Raw genomic sequence first — 15,850 nt, forward strand, 5'->3', positions numbered from 1 at the left:
CTTTAAATTTTTATATGATATTTCCAAAACGGTTTGAATTCATTTTTTGATTTTGCTATAAACACACATGGCCAAATAGCCTTCAATATTTCCTTCTTCATGCTTTAGATTTAAACTCACTCAATGATATAAGACTGATGTAGCTACGTTGTTTTCTATAAATTTTAGCATAGCAATCTCAGGATTAACTCGCCACATATAATGGCTACTTATCTTCATCAAGCATCATTTTGGTGTTTATAGAATATGTTAATGCTTCATCAAAATTCTTGAAAATTGCACAAGGCGTATGAGGTTCGTAAATTCTTTTATAGGAATTAATCAATAATTTAGTGTTTATCGAATTAATTACAAACGCTTCAGAAACTCTAACTTTCTTAAAAACAGAGCTGTTGGCAAAAAACTTGGCTGCTTCTGTACTAAAGGTTCCATGACAATCTCTTATGTCTATTAAAAAAGGCATGGGTTTACCTTGCGACAAGGAAAAAATAGCTTTTTCATATGTTTCAACAGTATCTACACTTAGCGTGAGATTAGTGTCTTTATTCTTGAATTCACAAAAAAGAATACCTAAAGAGTTTGTCCAGAATAGAGCTTTATTGAGTTTTATTACTTTTTTAGGAAAATCCATTAAGATACGGCATTAAAATTATGATTAATCCCTAACGAATAAGCGAATGCACTATCGTAATTGGTAAAAATTTTATTAGGAATTACAGGATCTTGAATCCCTCTTAATAAAATAAGCAAAACTTGTACAAAATAAGAATTAACAACAAAAGACTTTGAAAGTATTTCCGATTTAATTTCTGGATTAAACGCTAAAATTCTAACTACCGATAAGGCATAATGATCATTCAATTGTCTAAGATCAACAAGTAATGGATAGTACATACCATCAGATAACGTTGTGATAGCTCTTAAATATTCTTCTAAAAACTCTTCGCTAAATTGCTTTTTACATTCGCTACTTATAAACTTGCAAAAAAGAACACCGTCTTCTAACCAAAATTTAGCTTTTTTACATTTTATTTGCTTATTCATATCTGTTATTCTATTATAAACAGAATGACAATTGGTGTGCCAAAGCTTAATGTAAGACAATTATATTTAACTATTTATTTGATTATTAAATAGTTACAAATTAAACGAAAGAAACGGCCTATCTTTTAAATAACGGAATACCGCCACTTAAATAAACAATAACCTACAAAAAACGGAATACCGTAATTTTATAAAGGTTTGACAATATTAAGTTTAGCCATTTTATCACGAAGCGTACTTGGTTTTAAATCAAGCAAAATAGCGGCGCCTTTGGGACCACTGATTTTCCAATTACATTGTTCTAACACTTGTAGAATATGATGGCGCTGAACAGCATCTAAAGATAGGTTTTTAGTATTAATTGAAATTTTTGAGTTTTGAGTTTTAGATTCAAAACCTGGAATTAGTAATGTTTCATTTGTTGACAGTATTGAGGCTCTTTCAATTAAATTTTCCAATTCACGAATATTTCCAGGCCAGTCATACCCTATTAATTGGTTCATGGCTTCATCAGATATGTATTTAATGTTTTTGGAATATGCTTTATTAAACTTATCCACAAAATGCTCTACTAATAATGGAATATCATCCTTACGCTTTCGTAAGGGCGGTACTTCTATAGGAAATACATTCAATCGAAAATATAAATCTTCCCTAAACTGTTTTTTTTCAACTTCTTCTTTAAGGTTTCTATTTGTTGCCGCTATAACTCTTACATCTAACTTTTTAATAACTGCACCACCTACCGTTTCTATTTCACCTTCTTGTAAAAACCTTAATATTTTTGGCTGCATATCTATAGGCAACTCGCCAATTTCATCTAAAAACAAAGTGCCACCATCTGCCAATTCAAATTTTCCTGTTTTGTCTGCAAAAGCACCTGTGAAAGAACCCTTTTTATGACCAAACAGCTCACTTTCAATAAGTTCTCTTGGTATTGCAGAACAATTAACCTTGATTAATGGTTTATTATTTCTTAAACTTATATTATGAATTGCTCTTGCCAATAATTCTTTTCCAGTACCAGATTCCCCTAATAACAATACCGTGGCGGTAGTGGGAGCTACTTTTTCTACCTCGGTAAGTACATTACTGAACGTGGCACTTCCATAAACCATTTCCTCATAATTAAAAACTAGATCTAGCTCGTTTCTTAGGTAAATGTTTTCTCGTTCTAACTTATTTCTTAATACATTTAGTTCTTTATTAGCTTTTGTAAGCTGCTCGTTTGCCTTAATAGCTTCATTTTCTGCTAATTTTCGCTCTGAGCTTTCAACCATTAACGATACTAAATTTGCAATGGAAGTAGCGAATTCTTCATCATCTTTACTCCATACCCGTTTTGACCCAACATGCTCAAAACAAACGATACCATACAAATCATTCGACACTTGAATAACCACATCAAGTATAGAATTAATTCCTAATGGCACAAGGTACTCTCGTTTTAAACCATCTGTAATATTATTAGTAAAAGCATCATGAATACTTATTATTTTATTTTTAAATATTGCTTCAAAATAATTGGGACTATTCGTTTCTTTAAGTATTATTCCCTTTTCACTATCTTGATTATTCAAATCAAACAAATCTTCTAGCTTAATTTCGTTTTTTTTGTCATTAAATTCCCATATAGAAACACGTGCCACATCTAAAGTTTCTGCTGAAAGCTTGGTTATTTTTTTTAGAGCTTCTCTATAATCGGTACCAACAAGACTGGCTAATTCTAATATTACATTCTTCTTTTGATTGGATTTGGCTGCATTATCTTCCAATAGTTTTTTGGCTCTTTCCTCTTCAGAAACATCTTTTACAGTACCAAATAATGCAATAACCTCTCCCACATCGTTTGTAATATTACCTGCTAAAAATGAAGCCCAAAACTTTTCTCCATTTTTTCTAATAAACTCAAATTTAAAAAATGGTGCCTCTCCAGTTGCAACCCTATCTTTAGTCTTAGACATTTCCCCAAAATCTTCCTCTTTAGCAAATGGGTATGGTAGGTTAAGCCCTATTAACTCTTCTTTGGAATAACCAAGCATGTTACAGAAAGCATCGTTAACCATCATAATTTCTGCCTTAGGATTAACTATTAACAACCCCTCTTGCATGGACATGATAAGCTTATCTGTAAATTCTTTGGCTAGTTTTAAGTCTATTTCTGCTTTTTTTAGGCTGGTTACATCACGCGCAATACCTAATATTTTCCCATCTTTTTGAAGTTTTGCAGATATCTCAACGTCTAGTACAGATTTATCTTTCCGAATAAACTTTCTAGAAAATATTATGGACTCTCCTTTAAGTAACTTTTTTAAATTATTTTGATCTTGAATTATTTCACCAACAATGAAATCTTGAATTTTAAGTTTAGAAAATTCCTTTTCCGTATAGCCCAAACTAGTATAAGCAACCTTATTATAGTTGTATATTATGCCATCCAATGAATACGTGATGATAGCATCAGTGGCCTGGTCTATTAATGATTTATAGGATTCATCCTTCTTTTTAATTTCTTCAACAATCCTGAATTTTTCAATGGCAATAGTTGCTAAACTAACAGCAAAATTAAGCTCTCGAACCTCATCCAATGATGGTGTGTTTGTATCTTTGCTATAAATAGCAAAAGTTCCTAAAACAGTATTGTTCTTTGATATTATTGGCAAAGACCAACATGACCTTAAATTGTTTTCTAAAGCAACGACTTTATAATCTACCCATAATTTATCTGTACTAATATCCGAAACAATTACAGGTTTTTTGGTAAATGCAGCAGTACCACAAGAGCCGGCATTTTTCCCTATCACACCACGTTTTATGGCTAAGTTATAAGGTTCTGGCATTGAAGGCGCAGACACTAAATCAAGATGTACACCATCTTCATCCAGCAAACTAATTGAACCAAAATAATCTGGGTGAACAGACTCATAGTTTAAAAGAAGCTTGTCAAAAATTTTATTTAAAGGTGTGTTTACGGCAATTAAATCTAAAATTTCATTTTTATGGATTAATAATTGCTCTGCTTTTTGTCGTTCTACAACTTCATTACCAAGATCTAAACTTTTTTGTTCTAGCTTATTAATAAGTCGTTCACTATAAAGTTTTAAGACTTCGTCTCCAGAAATTCTTACTTTTTTAAGATACTTTACTTGGGTTTTTGCAGAATTGAAAATATCGTTTACCGTAAAAAGTAACTGGTCGTGATCTATAGGTTTTCTTAAAAATTGTGCTGCACCTAATTTTAGCGCAAAATCTTCATCCAGTTTATCCGTATAGGTAGAAGTGTAAAATACAAATGGTATGCTTTTAAATAATTTTTCCTTTTTACAGGCTTGACAGAACAAATACCCATCCATTATAGGCATTAAAATATCTGAAATAATAAGATCGACACCATTATGTTCGTATAGCTTTTTTAACCCTTCACTACCGTCATTGGCTTCAATAACATTAAAACCTGCTTCTTCAAGAATGACTCTTAATAGATATAAGTTTTCAAAAATATCATCTACAATTAAAATAGTTTTATTGTCCATTACTCATTATTCATTTATAATACTTTCCATTTGATGAACAAAAGTTTCAGGATTAATTGGTTTCTCCAAATACCCATCGGCTCCAGCTTCAATGGCTTTTTCTTTGTCACCACCCATGGCGTAACTGGTTACAGCTATGATTTTTGTGTTTTTAGGCAACCCATTATGTCTTAGTTTATTACATATTTCATAACCATCCATATCTGGAAGTTGTATATCGATCAAAATAATCTCGGGGTTGTTTTCATGCGCCAATTTTAATCCATCTTTTCCATTATAAGCCTTAAGCACGTTATAATTACTTTGTGAAAGGAGATAAGATAACATGTACATATTTTGTTCATTATCTTCTATGATTAGTATTGTAGGTTTCATAAATATTTCCTGTAATATAATTCTTTAAATATAACAAATGTTTTAAATAGACAACTAAAAATTTATACAATTTAGTTAATCGACAAATTCTTCTGCTATTGGCAATTTGAATATAAAATTACTTCCTTCACCTACTTTACTATGCACTTCTATGGTACCCCCTAATTTTTCGATTAGATTTTTACATATAGCCAGCCCCAACCCTGTGCCTTCATGACTTCTACTTAATCCTCCGTTTAATTGAATAAATGGCATAAATAATTTATTAATATTCTTTTTACTAATACCTATTCCTTGGTCTATAACTTGAGTAACAAGCATATCGTCTTCTACATCCACTTTCACTTTTATGGTTCCCTTATTTGAAAATTTAATGGCATTGGATAACAAATTGAGCAACACCTGTTCAATTCTTCGTTCGTCACTATTTAAAGTAATATCCATTCTGGATATTTCGGTTTTTAGAACAAGCCCTTTTTTAGAAGCTTGTGGGTCTAAAAAATCGATTGTCTTTTCTAAAGTTGTTAAATAATTAAAAGGATAATGAAATACTTTTAATTTTCCTGCTTCAATTTTAGAAATATCCAAAACATCATTAATTAAACGCAATAAGTGTTCACTACTAGCTTTAACCATAGATAGTTGTTTTTTCTGCTCCTCATTAAGTGGTCCTGCAAATTCTTTTAAAAGTATTCCTGTAAACCCGATAATTGAGTTCATTGGTGTTCTTAATTCATGCGACATGGTAGCCAAAAACGCTGATTTCATCAAATCGGCAGATTGTGCTTTAACTTTTTCCTTTTCCAATTCAATGGATTGAAGATTTAAGTCTTCTAAAAGGTTTAATAAAGCCTCTTTGCCGTCATTTAATTCTTCGGTTCTTAAATCGACCAACTTCTCGAGATTATTTTTGTAGTTTAATAATTCATTTTGATTGTTGATTCTTTCAGTAATATCAGTAGCCGTACCGATATATCCGTACAAATTATTATTAGTATCAAACAAACCAATACTTTTAGCTTCTATAAATGTAATTTTTCCTTTCTTATCCTGAAATCGCATTTCCGTTTTAAATTCACCACCTTTTAAAACGGCCGCTTTCCATTCATTTTCTATACGTTCTCTATCCTCTGGGTGCAATGCCTTAAGCCAACCATATCCCATGGCATCATCAAAATTCATCCCTGAATATTTCATCCATTCTTCATTTACATAGGTACAAGCCCCTTGTGTGTCTGTATGAAAAATTCCTACTGGTGCATGAGATGTAAGACTACGGTATAACAACTCGCTATTTTCTAATACTTCTTCAATTTTTTTTCTATCTGTAACATCCTGCATAATACCAATTGATTTAACAGGATTTTGTTTTTCATCATAAAAAGTTTCACATTGATCATCTACATATTTAACTTGCCCATTATTAAACACCAACCGATAATTTATACGATAGGGCGTATTGTTTTTAACGGATTCGTTGTATGCGCTTATAACCATATTTCGATCGTCTGGATGAATTGCATTATAAAACATCTCTTGGGAGACCTCAAACTTTTTAAAATCTTTTCCGAATATCCTAAACATGCCTTTGGACCACAACAATTTTTTTGTTTTAAAATCGAGTTCCCAACTTCCAATCTTAGCAATCTCTTGCGCTTTATTTAATCTCGACTCGCTTTTTTTTATTTGCTTACTGGTAAATTCATGAATTGATTTTAACTCTGCTTCTTGTTCTAGTAATTTCTTGTTAATAAGCTTATCCAATCTTTCGGATTGTCCTAAAAAATACCAAACTCCCAAACTTCCCAAAACAGAAATTAAAAAACCAAATAGCGCAAACCAAATAGCTGTATTAAATTTCTGTTGAGCTGGAATAACATATAGTTTCCATTCGCCAGCAGACATTTCTATGGGCACTGCATATTCCTTAAAGGTTGACACATCGTTTTCTAAAAAGTATTCTTCCCTGCCTGTCTCAAAATCAACCTTTGACAATTGGTACTTAAAACGATCATCAATATCAATCCCAATATTTAGGTCGTTAAAAAAAGTGGAAAGTTTAGTAACAACTGCAGAAAACCCAGAAAATTTGCCATCAATAAAAATAGGCTGCCTGCTTATTATACCAACCCCTCCTTGTTTAAGGTTTACTGGTCCTGCAATAAAAAAATCTTTTCTTTTTATGGTTGCTAGCGCACCGCTACTTGCAGAATCACTTTTTAAAATATTTAAACCAATGACATCATTACCTTTTAATGGATAAACGTGGGTAATATAGCCCTCGCCATCAACTAATTCTACGACATCAAAATATTTATTTCGTTCTAATAATTCTTTTGCTACATCATCAAAATCTTCCGGTATGCCATTACGTTCTACATTATAAGCAAGTGTTTTAGTAGCTGTGTAGCTGTACATAACCAACCCTTGCAGCTTCTCTTTGATTAAATTAACTTGATTATTAATTTCTTTTTTCTGCGTATTCTCATTAATTATAAACTTTTGATAAGCAATGTATTGGCTAATAATGAGTAGAATTATAAAAGTAACTACTCCAGCTATCAATGGTCTTTTTAGAAAAAGATAGATAGGGTGATTTTTCATAATAAATCAAAATTGAAAAGATGCTTTGTATTAATCATTAATTTATTTATCATTTTTTTGACTGTAGTTCTTTTATAATGTTTTTAAGTTCCTTCATTTTTAATTCTCTTCCAACAAATAATTTGTTCATGCGCTGTAATTCCACATTTTTTACATTGACCTCTTCTGTTCTTATTTTTACTAATTCTTCCAGATTATTTCGATGGTTTTCTAATTCTGCTTCAGCAATTTTCTTTTCAGTGATATCTAAAACTGTAATTAACACGTGTTCTTCGCCATGTAGCTGGAGAGCTTGTAAGGAAATTGATATAAAAAGAAATCTTCCATCGTGCATGAGGTACTTTAATTCAATATTTGATACATACCCCTTTTCGCTAAACTGGCTCCACAACAATTTTTCGTTTTCCAGATTGTTTATATCATCTAAATTAAATAAGCCTATTTCCTCAGCAGTTTTATTTAACATGTTTTCTCTTTTAAATCCAACCATATTAGCCAACGCTTCGTTTACTTCAACAATCTTTTTTTCCTTATTAAGTATTGCTTTTCCAATAACATTAGATTTAAAAGCTTTAGAAAATTTCTCTTCACTTTCTTTTAATGACATCTCCATGGTTACCCTTCCGGTAATATCATGTACCAAAGAAAAAATGGTTTCTATTTGCCCATCAGGAGATTGCAAAACAGAGTTATACCATTCACAATAAATTACTTTTTTAGTTTTGGTATAATTCCGATTAACTATCTTATTATTTTTTACTTCACCCCCCATTAATTCATTAGCAATAACTGTAATAGCTTCAACATCATCTTCATAAACCATATTCAAGTCGTTAAAATGTTTCCCCACAGCTTCTGACTCTTCCCATCCAAATATATTTTTGGCTTTCGTTGACCACTTCTGAATGATTAAATCTTTATCCCATTCTATGATGGCTAGTGGAGAATTATTCAAATGTGTAGTAAGGCGTTGATGTGCCATCATAATTTCCTCTTCTGCTTTCTTTCGCTCGGTTATATCTCTAATTATTCCAATTAAGAATTTATTACCAGCATCATCAGTAAATCTGGTTTTTTTTGTTGAAATTATTCGTTTTTCTTGACCTTTAAATGTGAAGGTTTCTTCATTAATATTTTCAACACCAGTTAATAGTACCTCTCTATCAATTTTTAAAAAACCATCTCTTTCATCTTGAGGAACGTCTTCAGCAAGTGTTTTTCCTATAATATCGTCTTTAGGGAGATTGAAAAAAGAACAAAACGCATCATTTACTAAAAGTAAACGGCTTTCACTATCCTTTACCATTAAAGGATCTCCAATATTATTAATAATATTATCTAAATATTTTTGGTTTTTTATTAAAAGCTCTCTAGCCTTTTTGCGTTCTGTTATATCCTGAAAAAACACTGAAACGCCATCTTTAGATGGAATTACTCGGTTATCAAACCAACGGTCCCAAGGATGGTAATAATTTTCAAATGAAATGATTTGTTGCGTATCAGCAGCCTTATGATAATTAGTATAAAAAGGCAATCCCACAATTTCAGGAAACTCCGTCCAAATATGCTTCCCTATTAAGTCTTCTGCCTTTCTACCCAACATGAATGCGGCACTCTTGTTAACATAAGTATAGTTCCAATCATTGTTCAATGAGAGAAAACCATCTGTCATACTTTCAATGGAATCCACATTAAAGTTTTGGGCAAGTAACACTTGTTCCTTCTTTTTATTTAACACCTGTTTCTCCTTATATATGCTCTGCCTTTCAAGATTATTAATGGTGTTAAGCACAAATTCTTCTCCATTAAGAACTATGACATAAAAAGACAGTGAAACCTTTTTTACAAGTCCATTTTTTAACTTAATGGAACATTTGTAAGAAATGATCTCTTTGTTCTTTAATAATTTTTCTCTTATCAAAGCTCCATCTTCTATGCTTACTAATTCAAGACCGTATACGGTTTTGTTAATTGCTTCACTGTTGCTGTAACCCGTAAACGTTTCCCAAGCTGAATTAACAAAAACATATTTTTTTGTAGTAACACTTGAAATGGTTTTTGGGATTGGGCTATTTTGGAAAAGACTAACAAAGAAATTCATTTCCTCTTCTTTAGAATTTTCATTTGAGTCTTTTGGGATTTTCATATTATTATTAAGTGTGTGTAATAAATGTATCACTTCCAATATAACACTTTTTTATTTTGTAAGAAAATATTATTAAAATAAATTTGATAGTTATTTTTTAACCATCAAAACTTTCAATTTCGCATCGCTGTTTAAGTGTTTTGGAAACTATTGTATCAAAAAAATAAAACAATAAAGCCTCCCAATTTTCTTCCCATGATACTTCGGCAATACATACAACTCTTTACAAACACCAAAGTTCGCTAAATTTAATAGAATACAAAATTATCCGTTCAAATCTACTTTAATATCAGTATCATTTTTTCTAAAATTGTCATTACCTTCTTTTAGCCTTAAGTTTTCTGCCTCCAATAATTCTATTATACGTTGAGCATCTTTTATACGCGCCTCTAGATGTTTTAACAACCTTTCCTCAATTAAAACACCACTATGCTCTTCTACATAATTGGACTTCTCCTCCAAAACCTTAAACCATTCGACTGTAATTTCTGGAAACCTTTTCATTACAGCCTTCAAAACAGCTGTACTTTTTAAAATTGATGGATAGCAATCTGAACGAGGATCTAATCTAAAAAATCTATTTATGTGAGTTGGCGAGACACCAATTTCTTTCGCAAAAGCACTATTGTTTCCTAATGCTTTCTTCTCAATTAACTCTTTAAGTTTCTTATTTTCAATCGAAAATTCCATTTATGACTTGTTTAATTGTTTTAAACATCTAATTACGGGAAAATGACGGGAAAAACAATCTCTAAACAAAAAAGCATCCCAATTTTCTAGAAAGAAAAAAGGAAAGCTTCTCATTGGTTTAACTACTTAAACCTTTAGCAAACACAATGTGCTTACTAACAACACAACTTCTTTATAAGTGCCAAAAAAAGCCCTAATCTCTTAGAGCTTTTTAGCAATTTTCGCGGTCTGGACGGGACTCGAACCCGCGACCTTCGCCGTGACAGGGCGACATTCTAACCAACTGAACTACCAGACCGTTGCTTTATTGCGGTTGCAAATATACACGCCTTTTTTAATATCTCAAATCTTTTTTAATGTTTTTTTAAAATATTTTTGCTAAACAAATTTTTTGCGTTCTATCATATAGGTTGTCAATATGTTATTGAAATCTTTATTTACATCTGCCTCAACATATTTGATTTGATATTGTAAACATTTAAGCTTTAAGGCTTCAAAATATCGACTTACTGCCATGCTGTAATTTTCCTTTATACTATCGGCATATAGGTTGATATAATCACCCGTTTCAACGTCAATAAAGCGTTTTGGCTTGTTATCAAAATCAAAATTCAGCTCCTTTTCCTTATCAAAAACATGAAATAATATAACTTCGTGCTTATTGTATTTTAAATGCCGAAGTGCTTCAAACATCTTTGCTTCATCTTCCGAAGTTTGAAACATATCGGTAAATAAAAAAATCATAGAGCGTTTATGTATTTTCTCTGCAATTTGATGCAAGTACCTATAAGTCTCCGTTTCTTTATTTACAGGTTTTGATACAACCGCTTCACTTAAATGGCTCAACAACATTTGATGGTGGCGTTCACTCCCCTTTTCTGGTGCATAATAATCGTAAGCATCACTATAAATACTTAAACCAACGGCATCACGCTGCTTTTTTAGAATATGCATTAACGATGCTGCTGCCAATACCGAAAACCCAATTTTATTTAGATTTTCAATGGAAAACGAACGCATTTCTGGATAATGCATCGAGCTACTATTATCTAAAATAATGTGGCAACGTAAATTGGTTTCATCATCATAACGCTTGGTATACAGCTTTTCGGTTTTTGCAAACAGCTTCCAGTCTATATGGCGGGTACTTTCTCCTTTATTATAAATTTTATGTTCTGCAAATTCGGCAGAGAACCCATGAAACGGACTTTTATGCATCCCAGCAATAAACCCTTCAACTACTTGTTTTGCAAGTAATTCCAGATTTTTAAAACCTTCTGCTTTATTTAGTTCGTTTTGTATGTTCATCCCCTCCTAACCTAAATCCCCACCTGGCCTCCCCAAAGGGGAGGTACTCTTATGAGGCAATACTAAATTCTCTAATTATATTATATCTTAACTTAATTTGTCCCCCCTTCGGGGGTTAGTGGGATTTAAATTATCCCATCAACAATACCGTATTCAACCGATTCTTGTGCACCCATCCAATGGTCGCGGTTAAAATCTTTCATAACTTTTTCAAAGGTTTGTCCGCAATTATCAGCTAAAATTTGGGCACTTAATTCTTTAGTTAAAACAATTTCTTTGGCTGTAATTTCAATATCACTAGCTTGCCCACGCGCACCACCGCTTGGTTGATGTATCATAACACGGGCATGGGGCTGTATAAAACGTTTCCCTTTAGCGCCTGCAGATAAAATGATTGACCCCATAGACGCCGCAAAACCGGTGCAAATGGTTGAAACTTGGCTGTTTAAAGACTTAATACAATCGTAAATAGCAAAACCAGAAGTTACATAACCTCCAGGGCTATTTATATATAAATGGATATCGGCGTTACCCAAAGCATCTAAATACATCAATCTATCAATCACGTGTTTTGCTGATTTATCATCGACCTGACCCCACAAAAACACCTTACGTTGTTCAATTAATTTGCTATCAATAGCATCTTGCACTTTTATTTTATCACTCATTTTTGTTCTTTAATTTTTAACTAAAATAAAAAAAGGTTTACCATTACGGCAAACCTTTTTAATTTCTTTTTCAATTTCTATTACAAAAGGGCATCAATAGCCTCTGTATATGCATTTTTAGGCGCTACACCTACTTGACGGCCAACAACCTCACCGTTTTGAAATACCAAAACCGTAGGAATGTTACGTACGCCATATTTTGCAGCAAATTCTTGGTTTGCGTCTACATCAACCTTACCAACAACTGCTTTTCCTTCATATTCGTCACTTATTTGTTCAATAATTGGACCAACCATTCTACATGGACCACACCAAGCTGCCCAAAAATCTACCAAAACAGGTTTACTACTTTTTAATACTGTCTCCTCAAACGTTGCATCTGTTATTTCTAATGCCATAATATTTATATTTTAATTCGTACTTTATTTTAATTACACAAAATTAGTCAAAAAATTCTCTAAAGCTTACAACGTAGCAATTTGTTTTCTTTATACTAACATTGTTTTGCACTATTGTAGGTTTCTTGGAAGCATAAAACAGGTTTTCCGTTATTTCTTTTTTGTGCTGAACATGTTTCAGTACCTCATCAAGTTTTCAATATTCATGAATATTAAATGCCTAAATCAAATTTAGTATCAGCACAAAAAAGGATGCCTCTTCAAATGTGAAGCATTCACGATTTCCTTAATTTTAAAAAATAAAATCCAAAGAGTAACCCTTTGCGCAGGGGCTAACTTTCAAAAATCAATTTACTAATTATTACACTTTTAAACCATTTTTTAACTTTTAATTATACTATCCAACCTTCCTCCTAAACACATAGCGATTCAAAATAAAACCTAAAATATTTTATTTTATTAGGATTCCTTACTATATTTGTATTGCAATAGTGCTTTAATTAAAACTTAAAACCATGAGTAAATCCGTTTTCTATCACGCTGGTTGTCCTGTTTGCGTAAGTGCAGAACACGACATTGTAGAACTAATAGGTGCCAACAATGTAGAAATTGTACATTTTGGCAAAGACAAATCTAGAATTGAAGAAGCAGAGAAAAAAGGTGTAAAATCGGTTCCTGCACTGGTTACCCCAACCGGTCATGTCCTGCACATTAACTTTGGAGCTTCTATGCAAGATGTAAAAGGCTAATTTTTTTTAACCTCACAAAAGTTAGGATTCCTAATTTTTTAAATAGAATCCTAACTTTTTAATTTTATCCAACGGGTTAGGATTGCTAACTTTGTAAAACCATTTTAATTTGGCAGTTTATATATGAACAGTCCTTTATTTAACCCAAACAATCAAGAAACCGATTTAGCTAACAAAATAGTTGCCGGTTTAGAGCGTATTTCGGAAGCTTTTAAAGTACTCCTTTGGGAAAAAGCAAAGGCACTGGGGTTAAGCCCTATACAAATTCAAATACTTATTTTCATTGCCTACCATAAAATGGAATTTTGCAACGTTACCCATTTGGCAAAAGAATTCAACGTCACCAAACCAACCATAAGCGATGCGGTACGGGTGTTGATTAATAAAGGTTTTATTGAAAAAATATTCCCAACGTCCGATAGCCGTAGTTACACCATACAATTAACCAATGAAGGCAAACACATGGTTTCTGAAACCGAAAACTTTGCGCTTCCTATAAAAAAGCAACTTAAAAATACAGAGACATCCGATTTGAATGCTCTTTTTAAAACCATTAGCAATCTTATTTTTCAACTGAATAGAAGTGGTGTTTTAACGGTGCAACGTACTTGTTATGCTTGTAAATTCCATCAAAAAATTCAAGATTCAGATTATTGTAATTTATTGGAAAAGGAATTGTTGAATTCTGAAATTAGAATTGATTGTCCGGAGTTTGAGGAAAAGTAATTTATTAAATTCTATCGAACTTATCCTTAACACCAAACTTTGTGATAGCTGGCGTTAAGGTTTTCAAATAGGCTCTTGTTTGGTTCCTCTAAAATTAATAATTTCTATAAGTTGGTTCTTTGCTTGTATCCTGTAGATGATGTAGTTGTTTTTATCTACTAATCCTTTATGCACATTTTTATATTTACCTGTACCAGGGCAGATTTTTGGATATTTGCTTATGCGAATTAAAAGATCTTTTAAATTTTGTTCTAAATTAAGAATCTCATTAACGGTCCATTTCTCTTCTAAATATTCTACAACCTTATCTAAACCTCTTTTAGCTTGGGGTGTCCAAACAATTTTCAATGCCATTTATCAAAACGTTTCATTACGGCTTCATTAGTAATGTAGTCTTCTTTATCTGCTTCGTTTATTCCTGTTTTGATTTCCTCTTGCTCTTCTTTAGACATATCGCTCCACCAATCTCCCTGCTCTTCTTCAAAAACTTTTTTCAGCTTCGCAAGTAAACTTTCTTTCTGCGTTTGCAACAAAAGATGCATTAACTCTAATTTTGTGGCTTCAATGTTCATAATATAAATTATTATAGTACAAAGATAAATTTTATTTCATTTACTAATTTACGAGTTTTATTTCTAATTCTATTCCCAAACAAAATAGTTTATAGTTCTTATTGTTGCCACCACTAAGAAGATCTTAACGGAAACGGAGAAAGATTTTTTTTATATCAAAAAGGCAAGTCTGAGTTTTTATTTTGCTCATATTCAATTACCTTTTTCATCCTTGCTTCAATAGATTCTATAAACTTGATTGTATTGGAAACATTGTTGAAAATTAATACACTTTCTTGGTAATTCAACACTGAATTGTCATGTGCGAAACTTTTATTATTTCTAATGTCATTAAAAGCCTCAATTAAATTGATTGAATATTTTAGTATTTTCTCAGCCATGGTAGATTCAATATGCTTATTATCAACTATAAATTTTATGTACTTTCCAAATACTGAATTTAATGAATTTGATTTATCATATTCAATTTGATGCTTGTCACAAAGTTCTCTTAAATATCTAAATGTAAACGTATGAAGTCTATCTAAACCCGCTTCAGGTTCATTTTTTTCAACACTTTCTCTAATCGACTTTGCAAGTAACTTAAAGTCTTTATCCTCTACATTTGGTTGAATGGCATCAATATGTTCAACAATACTATCTTGTTTAAGTCTGTCAGCAATTCTTGTACATTCTTTATAAATGTTTTCTTCTGCAAGATAATCTATATCGCCCATGTAGACTTTAGAAAGCCAATAGTCGCAAAATGCAGATAATAGTTTCCCAAAAGTATAGTTTGATTCTACTTTAATAAACTGCCTCAGTCGGTTTGCTTTTGAATTAGATGCATAATGATATTTTTCACTATCTATATCTAAACTAACAGCTTCTACAACAAATTCCTGAAAAGTTCGATCAGAAAAATCCATAACATAACCACTTTTCATTCCTAAAAATTTCTCAATGCTCGTTTTCTCAATAAATGTTAATTCCGCCATTTTAAAAAATTCTTAATTTATTAATGCTTCACATTTAACATAGAACAATACATTTTAAGC

At 31.8% G+C, this 15,850-nt stretch carries 15 protein-coding genes and 1 tRNA gene; 2 read left to right on the forward strand and 14 right to left on the reverse strand.

Annotation, left to right across the window (positions count from 1 at the left end):
• Positions 1–205: 205 nt before the first annotated feature.
• The 11 genes from J8H85_RS17765 to trxA all read right to left on the reverse strand — a co-directional run bounded on the left by J8H85_RS17765 (position 206) and on the right by trxA (position 12,766).
• A complete protein-coding gene (locus J8H85_RS17765) occupies positions 206–631 on the reverse strand; it encodes a DUF7793 family protein (protein WP_209656893.1) in 426 nt (141 codons plus the stop codon).
• Positions 631–1,044, reverse strand: coding sequence for a DUF7793 family protein (locus tag J8H85_RS17770; RefSeq protein ID WP_209656894.1), 414 nt, complete (start codon positions 1,042–1,044; stop codon positions 631–633). Before J8H85_RS17770 ends, J8H85_RS17765 begins: the two co-directional genes overlap by 1 nt.
• A 188-nt stretch (positions 1,045–1,232) precedes the next feature.
• Positions 1,233–4,577, reverse strand: coding sequence for a sigma 54-interacting transcriptional regulator (locus J8H85_RS17775; protein ID WP_209656896.1), 3,345 nt, complete (start codon positions 4,575–4,577; stop codon positions 1,233–1,235).
• Positions 4,578–4,583: 6 nt separating this feature from the next.
• On the reverse strand, positions 4,584–4,952 hold the full coding sequence (locus J8H85_RS17780) for a response regulator (RefSeq protein WP_209656898.1): 369 nt from the start codon (positions 4,950–4,952) through the stop codon (positions 4,584–4,586).
• A gap of 75 nt (positions 4,953–5,027) precedes the next feature.
• A complete protein-coding gene (locus tag J8H85_RS17785; protein WP_209656901.1) occupies positions 5,028–7,556 on the reverse strand; it encodes a sensor histidine kinase in 2,529 nt (842 codons plus the stop codon).
• 49 nt (positions 7,557–7,605) lie between these two features.
• Positions 7,606–9,702: a PAS domain S-box protein gene (locus J8H85_RS17790; protein WP_209656903.1), complete on the reverse strand. Its 2,097-nt coding sequence runs from the start codon at positions 9,700–9,702 to the stop codon at positions 7,606–7,608.
• Between the two features lie 264 nt (positions 9,703–9,966).
• On the reverse strand, positions 9,967–10,392 hold the full coding sequence (locus tag J8H85_RS17795) for a hypothetical protein (protein WP_209656906.1): 426 nt from the start codon (positions 10,390–10,392) through the stop codon (positions 9,967–9,969).
• A gap of 224 nt (positions 10,393–10,616) precedes the next feature.
• A tRNA-Asp gene (locus J8H85_RS17800) sits at positions 10,617–10,690 on the reverse strand.
• An 80-nt stretch (positions 10,691–10,770) separates the two neighbouring features.
• Complete coding sequence (locus J8H85_RS17805; protein WP_209656908.1) at positions 10,771–11,700, reverse strand: DUF58 domain-containing protein; 930 nt, start codon at positions 11,698–11,700, stop codon at positions 10,771–10,773.
• 125 nt (positions 11,701–11,825) lie between these two features.
• On the reverse strand, positions 11,826–12,368 hold the full coding sequence (locus tag J8H85_RS17810; protein ID WP_209656910.1) for a ClpP family protease: 543 nt from the start codon (positions 12,366–12,368) through the stop codon (positions 11,826–11,828).
• A gap of 80 nt (positions 12,369–12,448) precedes the next feature.
• The gene (gene trxA / locus J8H85_RS17815; RefSeq protein ID WP_209656912.1) at positions 12,449–12,766 is read right to left on the reverse strand and encodes a thioredoxin; all 318 of its coding nucleotides are present in this window, start codon (positions 12,764–12,766) and stop codon (positions 12,449–12,451) included.
• A gap of 515 nt (positions 12,767–13,281) precedes the next feature.
• On the opposite strand from trxA, the gene J8H85_RS17820 reads away from it, so the two are divergent.
• Together J8H85_RS17820 and J8H85_RS17825 are read left to right on the forward strand one after the other, a co-directional pair.
• A complete protein-coding gene (locus J8H85_RS17820; protein WP_209656914.1) occupies positions 13,282–13,515 on the forward strand; it encodes a thioredoxin family protein in 234 nt (77 codons plus the stop codon).
• A 123-nt stretch (positions 13,516–13,638) separates the two neighbouring features.
• Complete coding sequence (locus J8H85_RS17825; protein ID WP_209656916.1) at positions 13,639–14,241, forward strand: MarR family winged helix-turn-helix transcriptional regulator; 603 nt, start codon at positions 13,639–13,641, stop codon at positions 14,239–14,241.
• 63 nt (positions 14,242–14,304) lie between these two features.
• On the opposite strand, the gene J8H85_RS17830 is transcribed toward J8H85_RS17825, so the two are convergent.
• The 3 genes from J8H85_RS17830 to J8H85_RS17840 all read right to left on the reverse strand — a co-directional run bounded on the left by J8H85_RS17830 (position 14,305) and on the right by J8H85_RS17840 (position 15,721).
• On the reverse strand, positions 14,305–14,595 hold the full coding sequence (locus J8H85_RS17830; protein ID WP_209656918.1) for a type II toxin-antitoxin system RelE/ParE family toxin: 291 nt from the start codon (positions 14,593–14,595) through the stop codon (positions 14,305–14,307).
• The gene (locus J8H85_RS17835; RefSeq protein ID WP_209656920.1) at positions 14,586–14,813 is read right to left on the reverse strand and encodes a hypothetical protein; all 228 of its coding nucleotides are present in this window, start codon (positions 14,811–14,813) and stop codon (positions 14,586–14,588) included. Before J8H85_RS17835 ends, J8H85_RS17830 begins: the two co-directional genes overlap by 10 nt.
• 155 nt (positions 14,814–14,968) lie before the next feature.
• The gene (locus J8H85_RS17840) at positions 14,969–15,721 is read right to left on the reverse strand and encodes an abortive infection family protein (RefSeq protein WP_209656922.1); all 753 of its coding nucleotides are present in this window, start codon (positions 15,719–15,721) and stop codon (positions 14,969–14,971) included.
• Positions 15,722–15,850 lie beyond the last annotated feature (129 nt).

The sequence above is a fragment of the Mariniflexile gromovii genome (assembly GCF_017814435.1).
Classification (GTDB): Bacteria; Bacteroidota; Bacteroidia; order Flavobacteriales; family Flavobacteriaceae; genus Mariniflexile; species Mariniflexile gromovii.

Coding starts and splice junctions, on each gene's coding strand:
- J8H85_RS17765 (WP_209656893.1), bottom strand. CDS start 631: ATGGATTTTCCTAAAAAAGTAATAAAACTCAATAAAGCTCTATTCTGG.
- J8H85_RS17770 (WP_209656894.1), bottom strand. CDS start 1,044: ATGAATAAGCAAATAAAATGTAAAAAAGCTAAATTTTGGTTAGAAGAC.
- J8H85_RS17775 (WP_209656896.1), bottom strand. CDS start 4,577: ATGGACAATAAAACTATTTTAATTGTAGATGATATTTTTGAAAACTTA.
- J8H85_RS17780 (WP_209656898.1), bottom strand. CDS start 4,952: ATGAAACCTACAATACTAATCATAGAAGATAATGAACAAAATATGTAC.
- J8H85_RS17785 (WP_209656901.1), bottom strand. CDS start 7,556: ATGAAAAATCACCCTATCTATCTTTTTCTAAAAAGACCATTGATAGCT.
- J8H85_RS17790 (WP_209656903.1), bottom strand. CDS start 9,702: ATGAAAATCCCAAAAGACTCAAATGAAAATTCTAAAGAAGAGGAAATG.
- J8H85_RS17795 (WP_209656906.1), bottom strand. CDS start 10,392: ATGGAATTTTCGATTGAAAATAAGAAACTTAAAGAGTTAATTGAGAAG.
- J8H85_RS17805 (WP_209656908.1), bottom strand. CDS start 11,700: ATGAACATACAAAACGAACTAAATAAAGCAGAAGGTTTTAAAAATCTG.
- J8H85_RS17810 (WP_209656910.1), bottom strand. CDS start 12,368: ATGAGTGATAAAATAAAAGTGCAAGATGCTATTGATAGCAAATTAATT.
- trxA (WP_209656912.1), bottom strand. CDS start 12,766: ATGGCATTAGAAATAACAGATGCAACGTTTGAGGAGACAGTATTAAAA.
- J8H85_RS17820 (WP_209656914.1), top strand. CDS start 13,282: ATGAGTAAATCCGTTTTCTATCACGCTGGTTGTCCTGTTTGCGTAAGT.
- J8H85_RS17825 (WP_209656916.1), top strand. CDS start 13,639: ATGAACAGTCCTTTATTTAACCCAAACAATCAAGAAACCGATTTAGCT.
- J8H85_RS17830 (WP_209656918.1), bottom strand. CDS start 14,595: ATGGCATTGAAAATTGTTTGGACACCCCAAGCTAAAAGAGGTTTAGAT.
- J8H85_RS17835 (WP_209656920.1), bottom strand. CDS start 14,813: ATGAACATTGAAGCCACAAAATTAGAGTTAATGCATCTTTTGTTGCAA.
- J8H85_RS17840 (WP_209656922.1), bottom strand. CDS start 15,721: ATGGATTTTTCTGATCGAACTTTTCAGGAATTTGTTGTAGAAGCTGTT.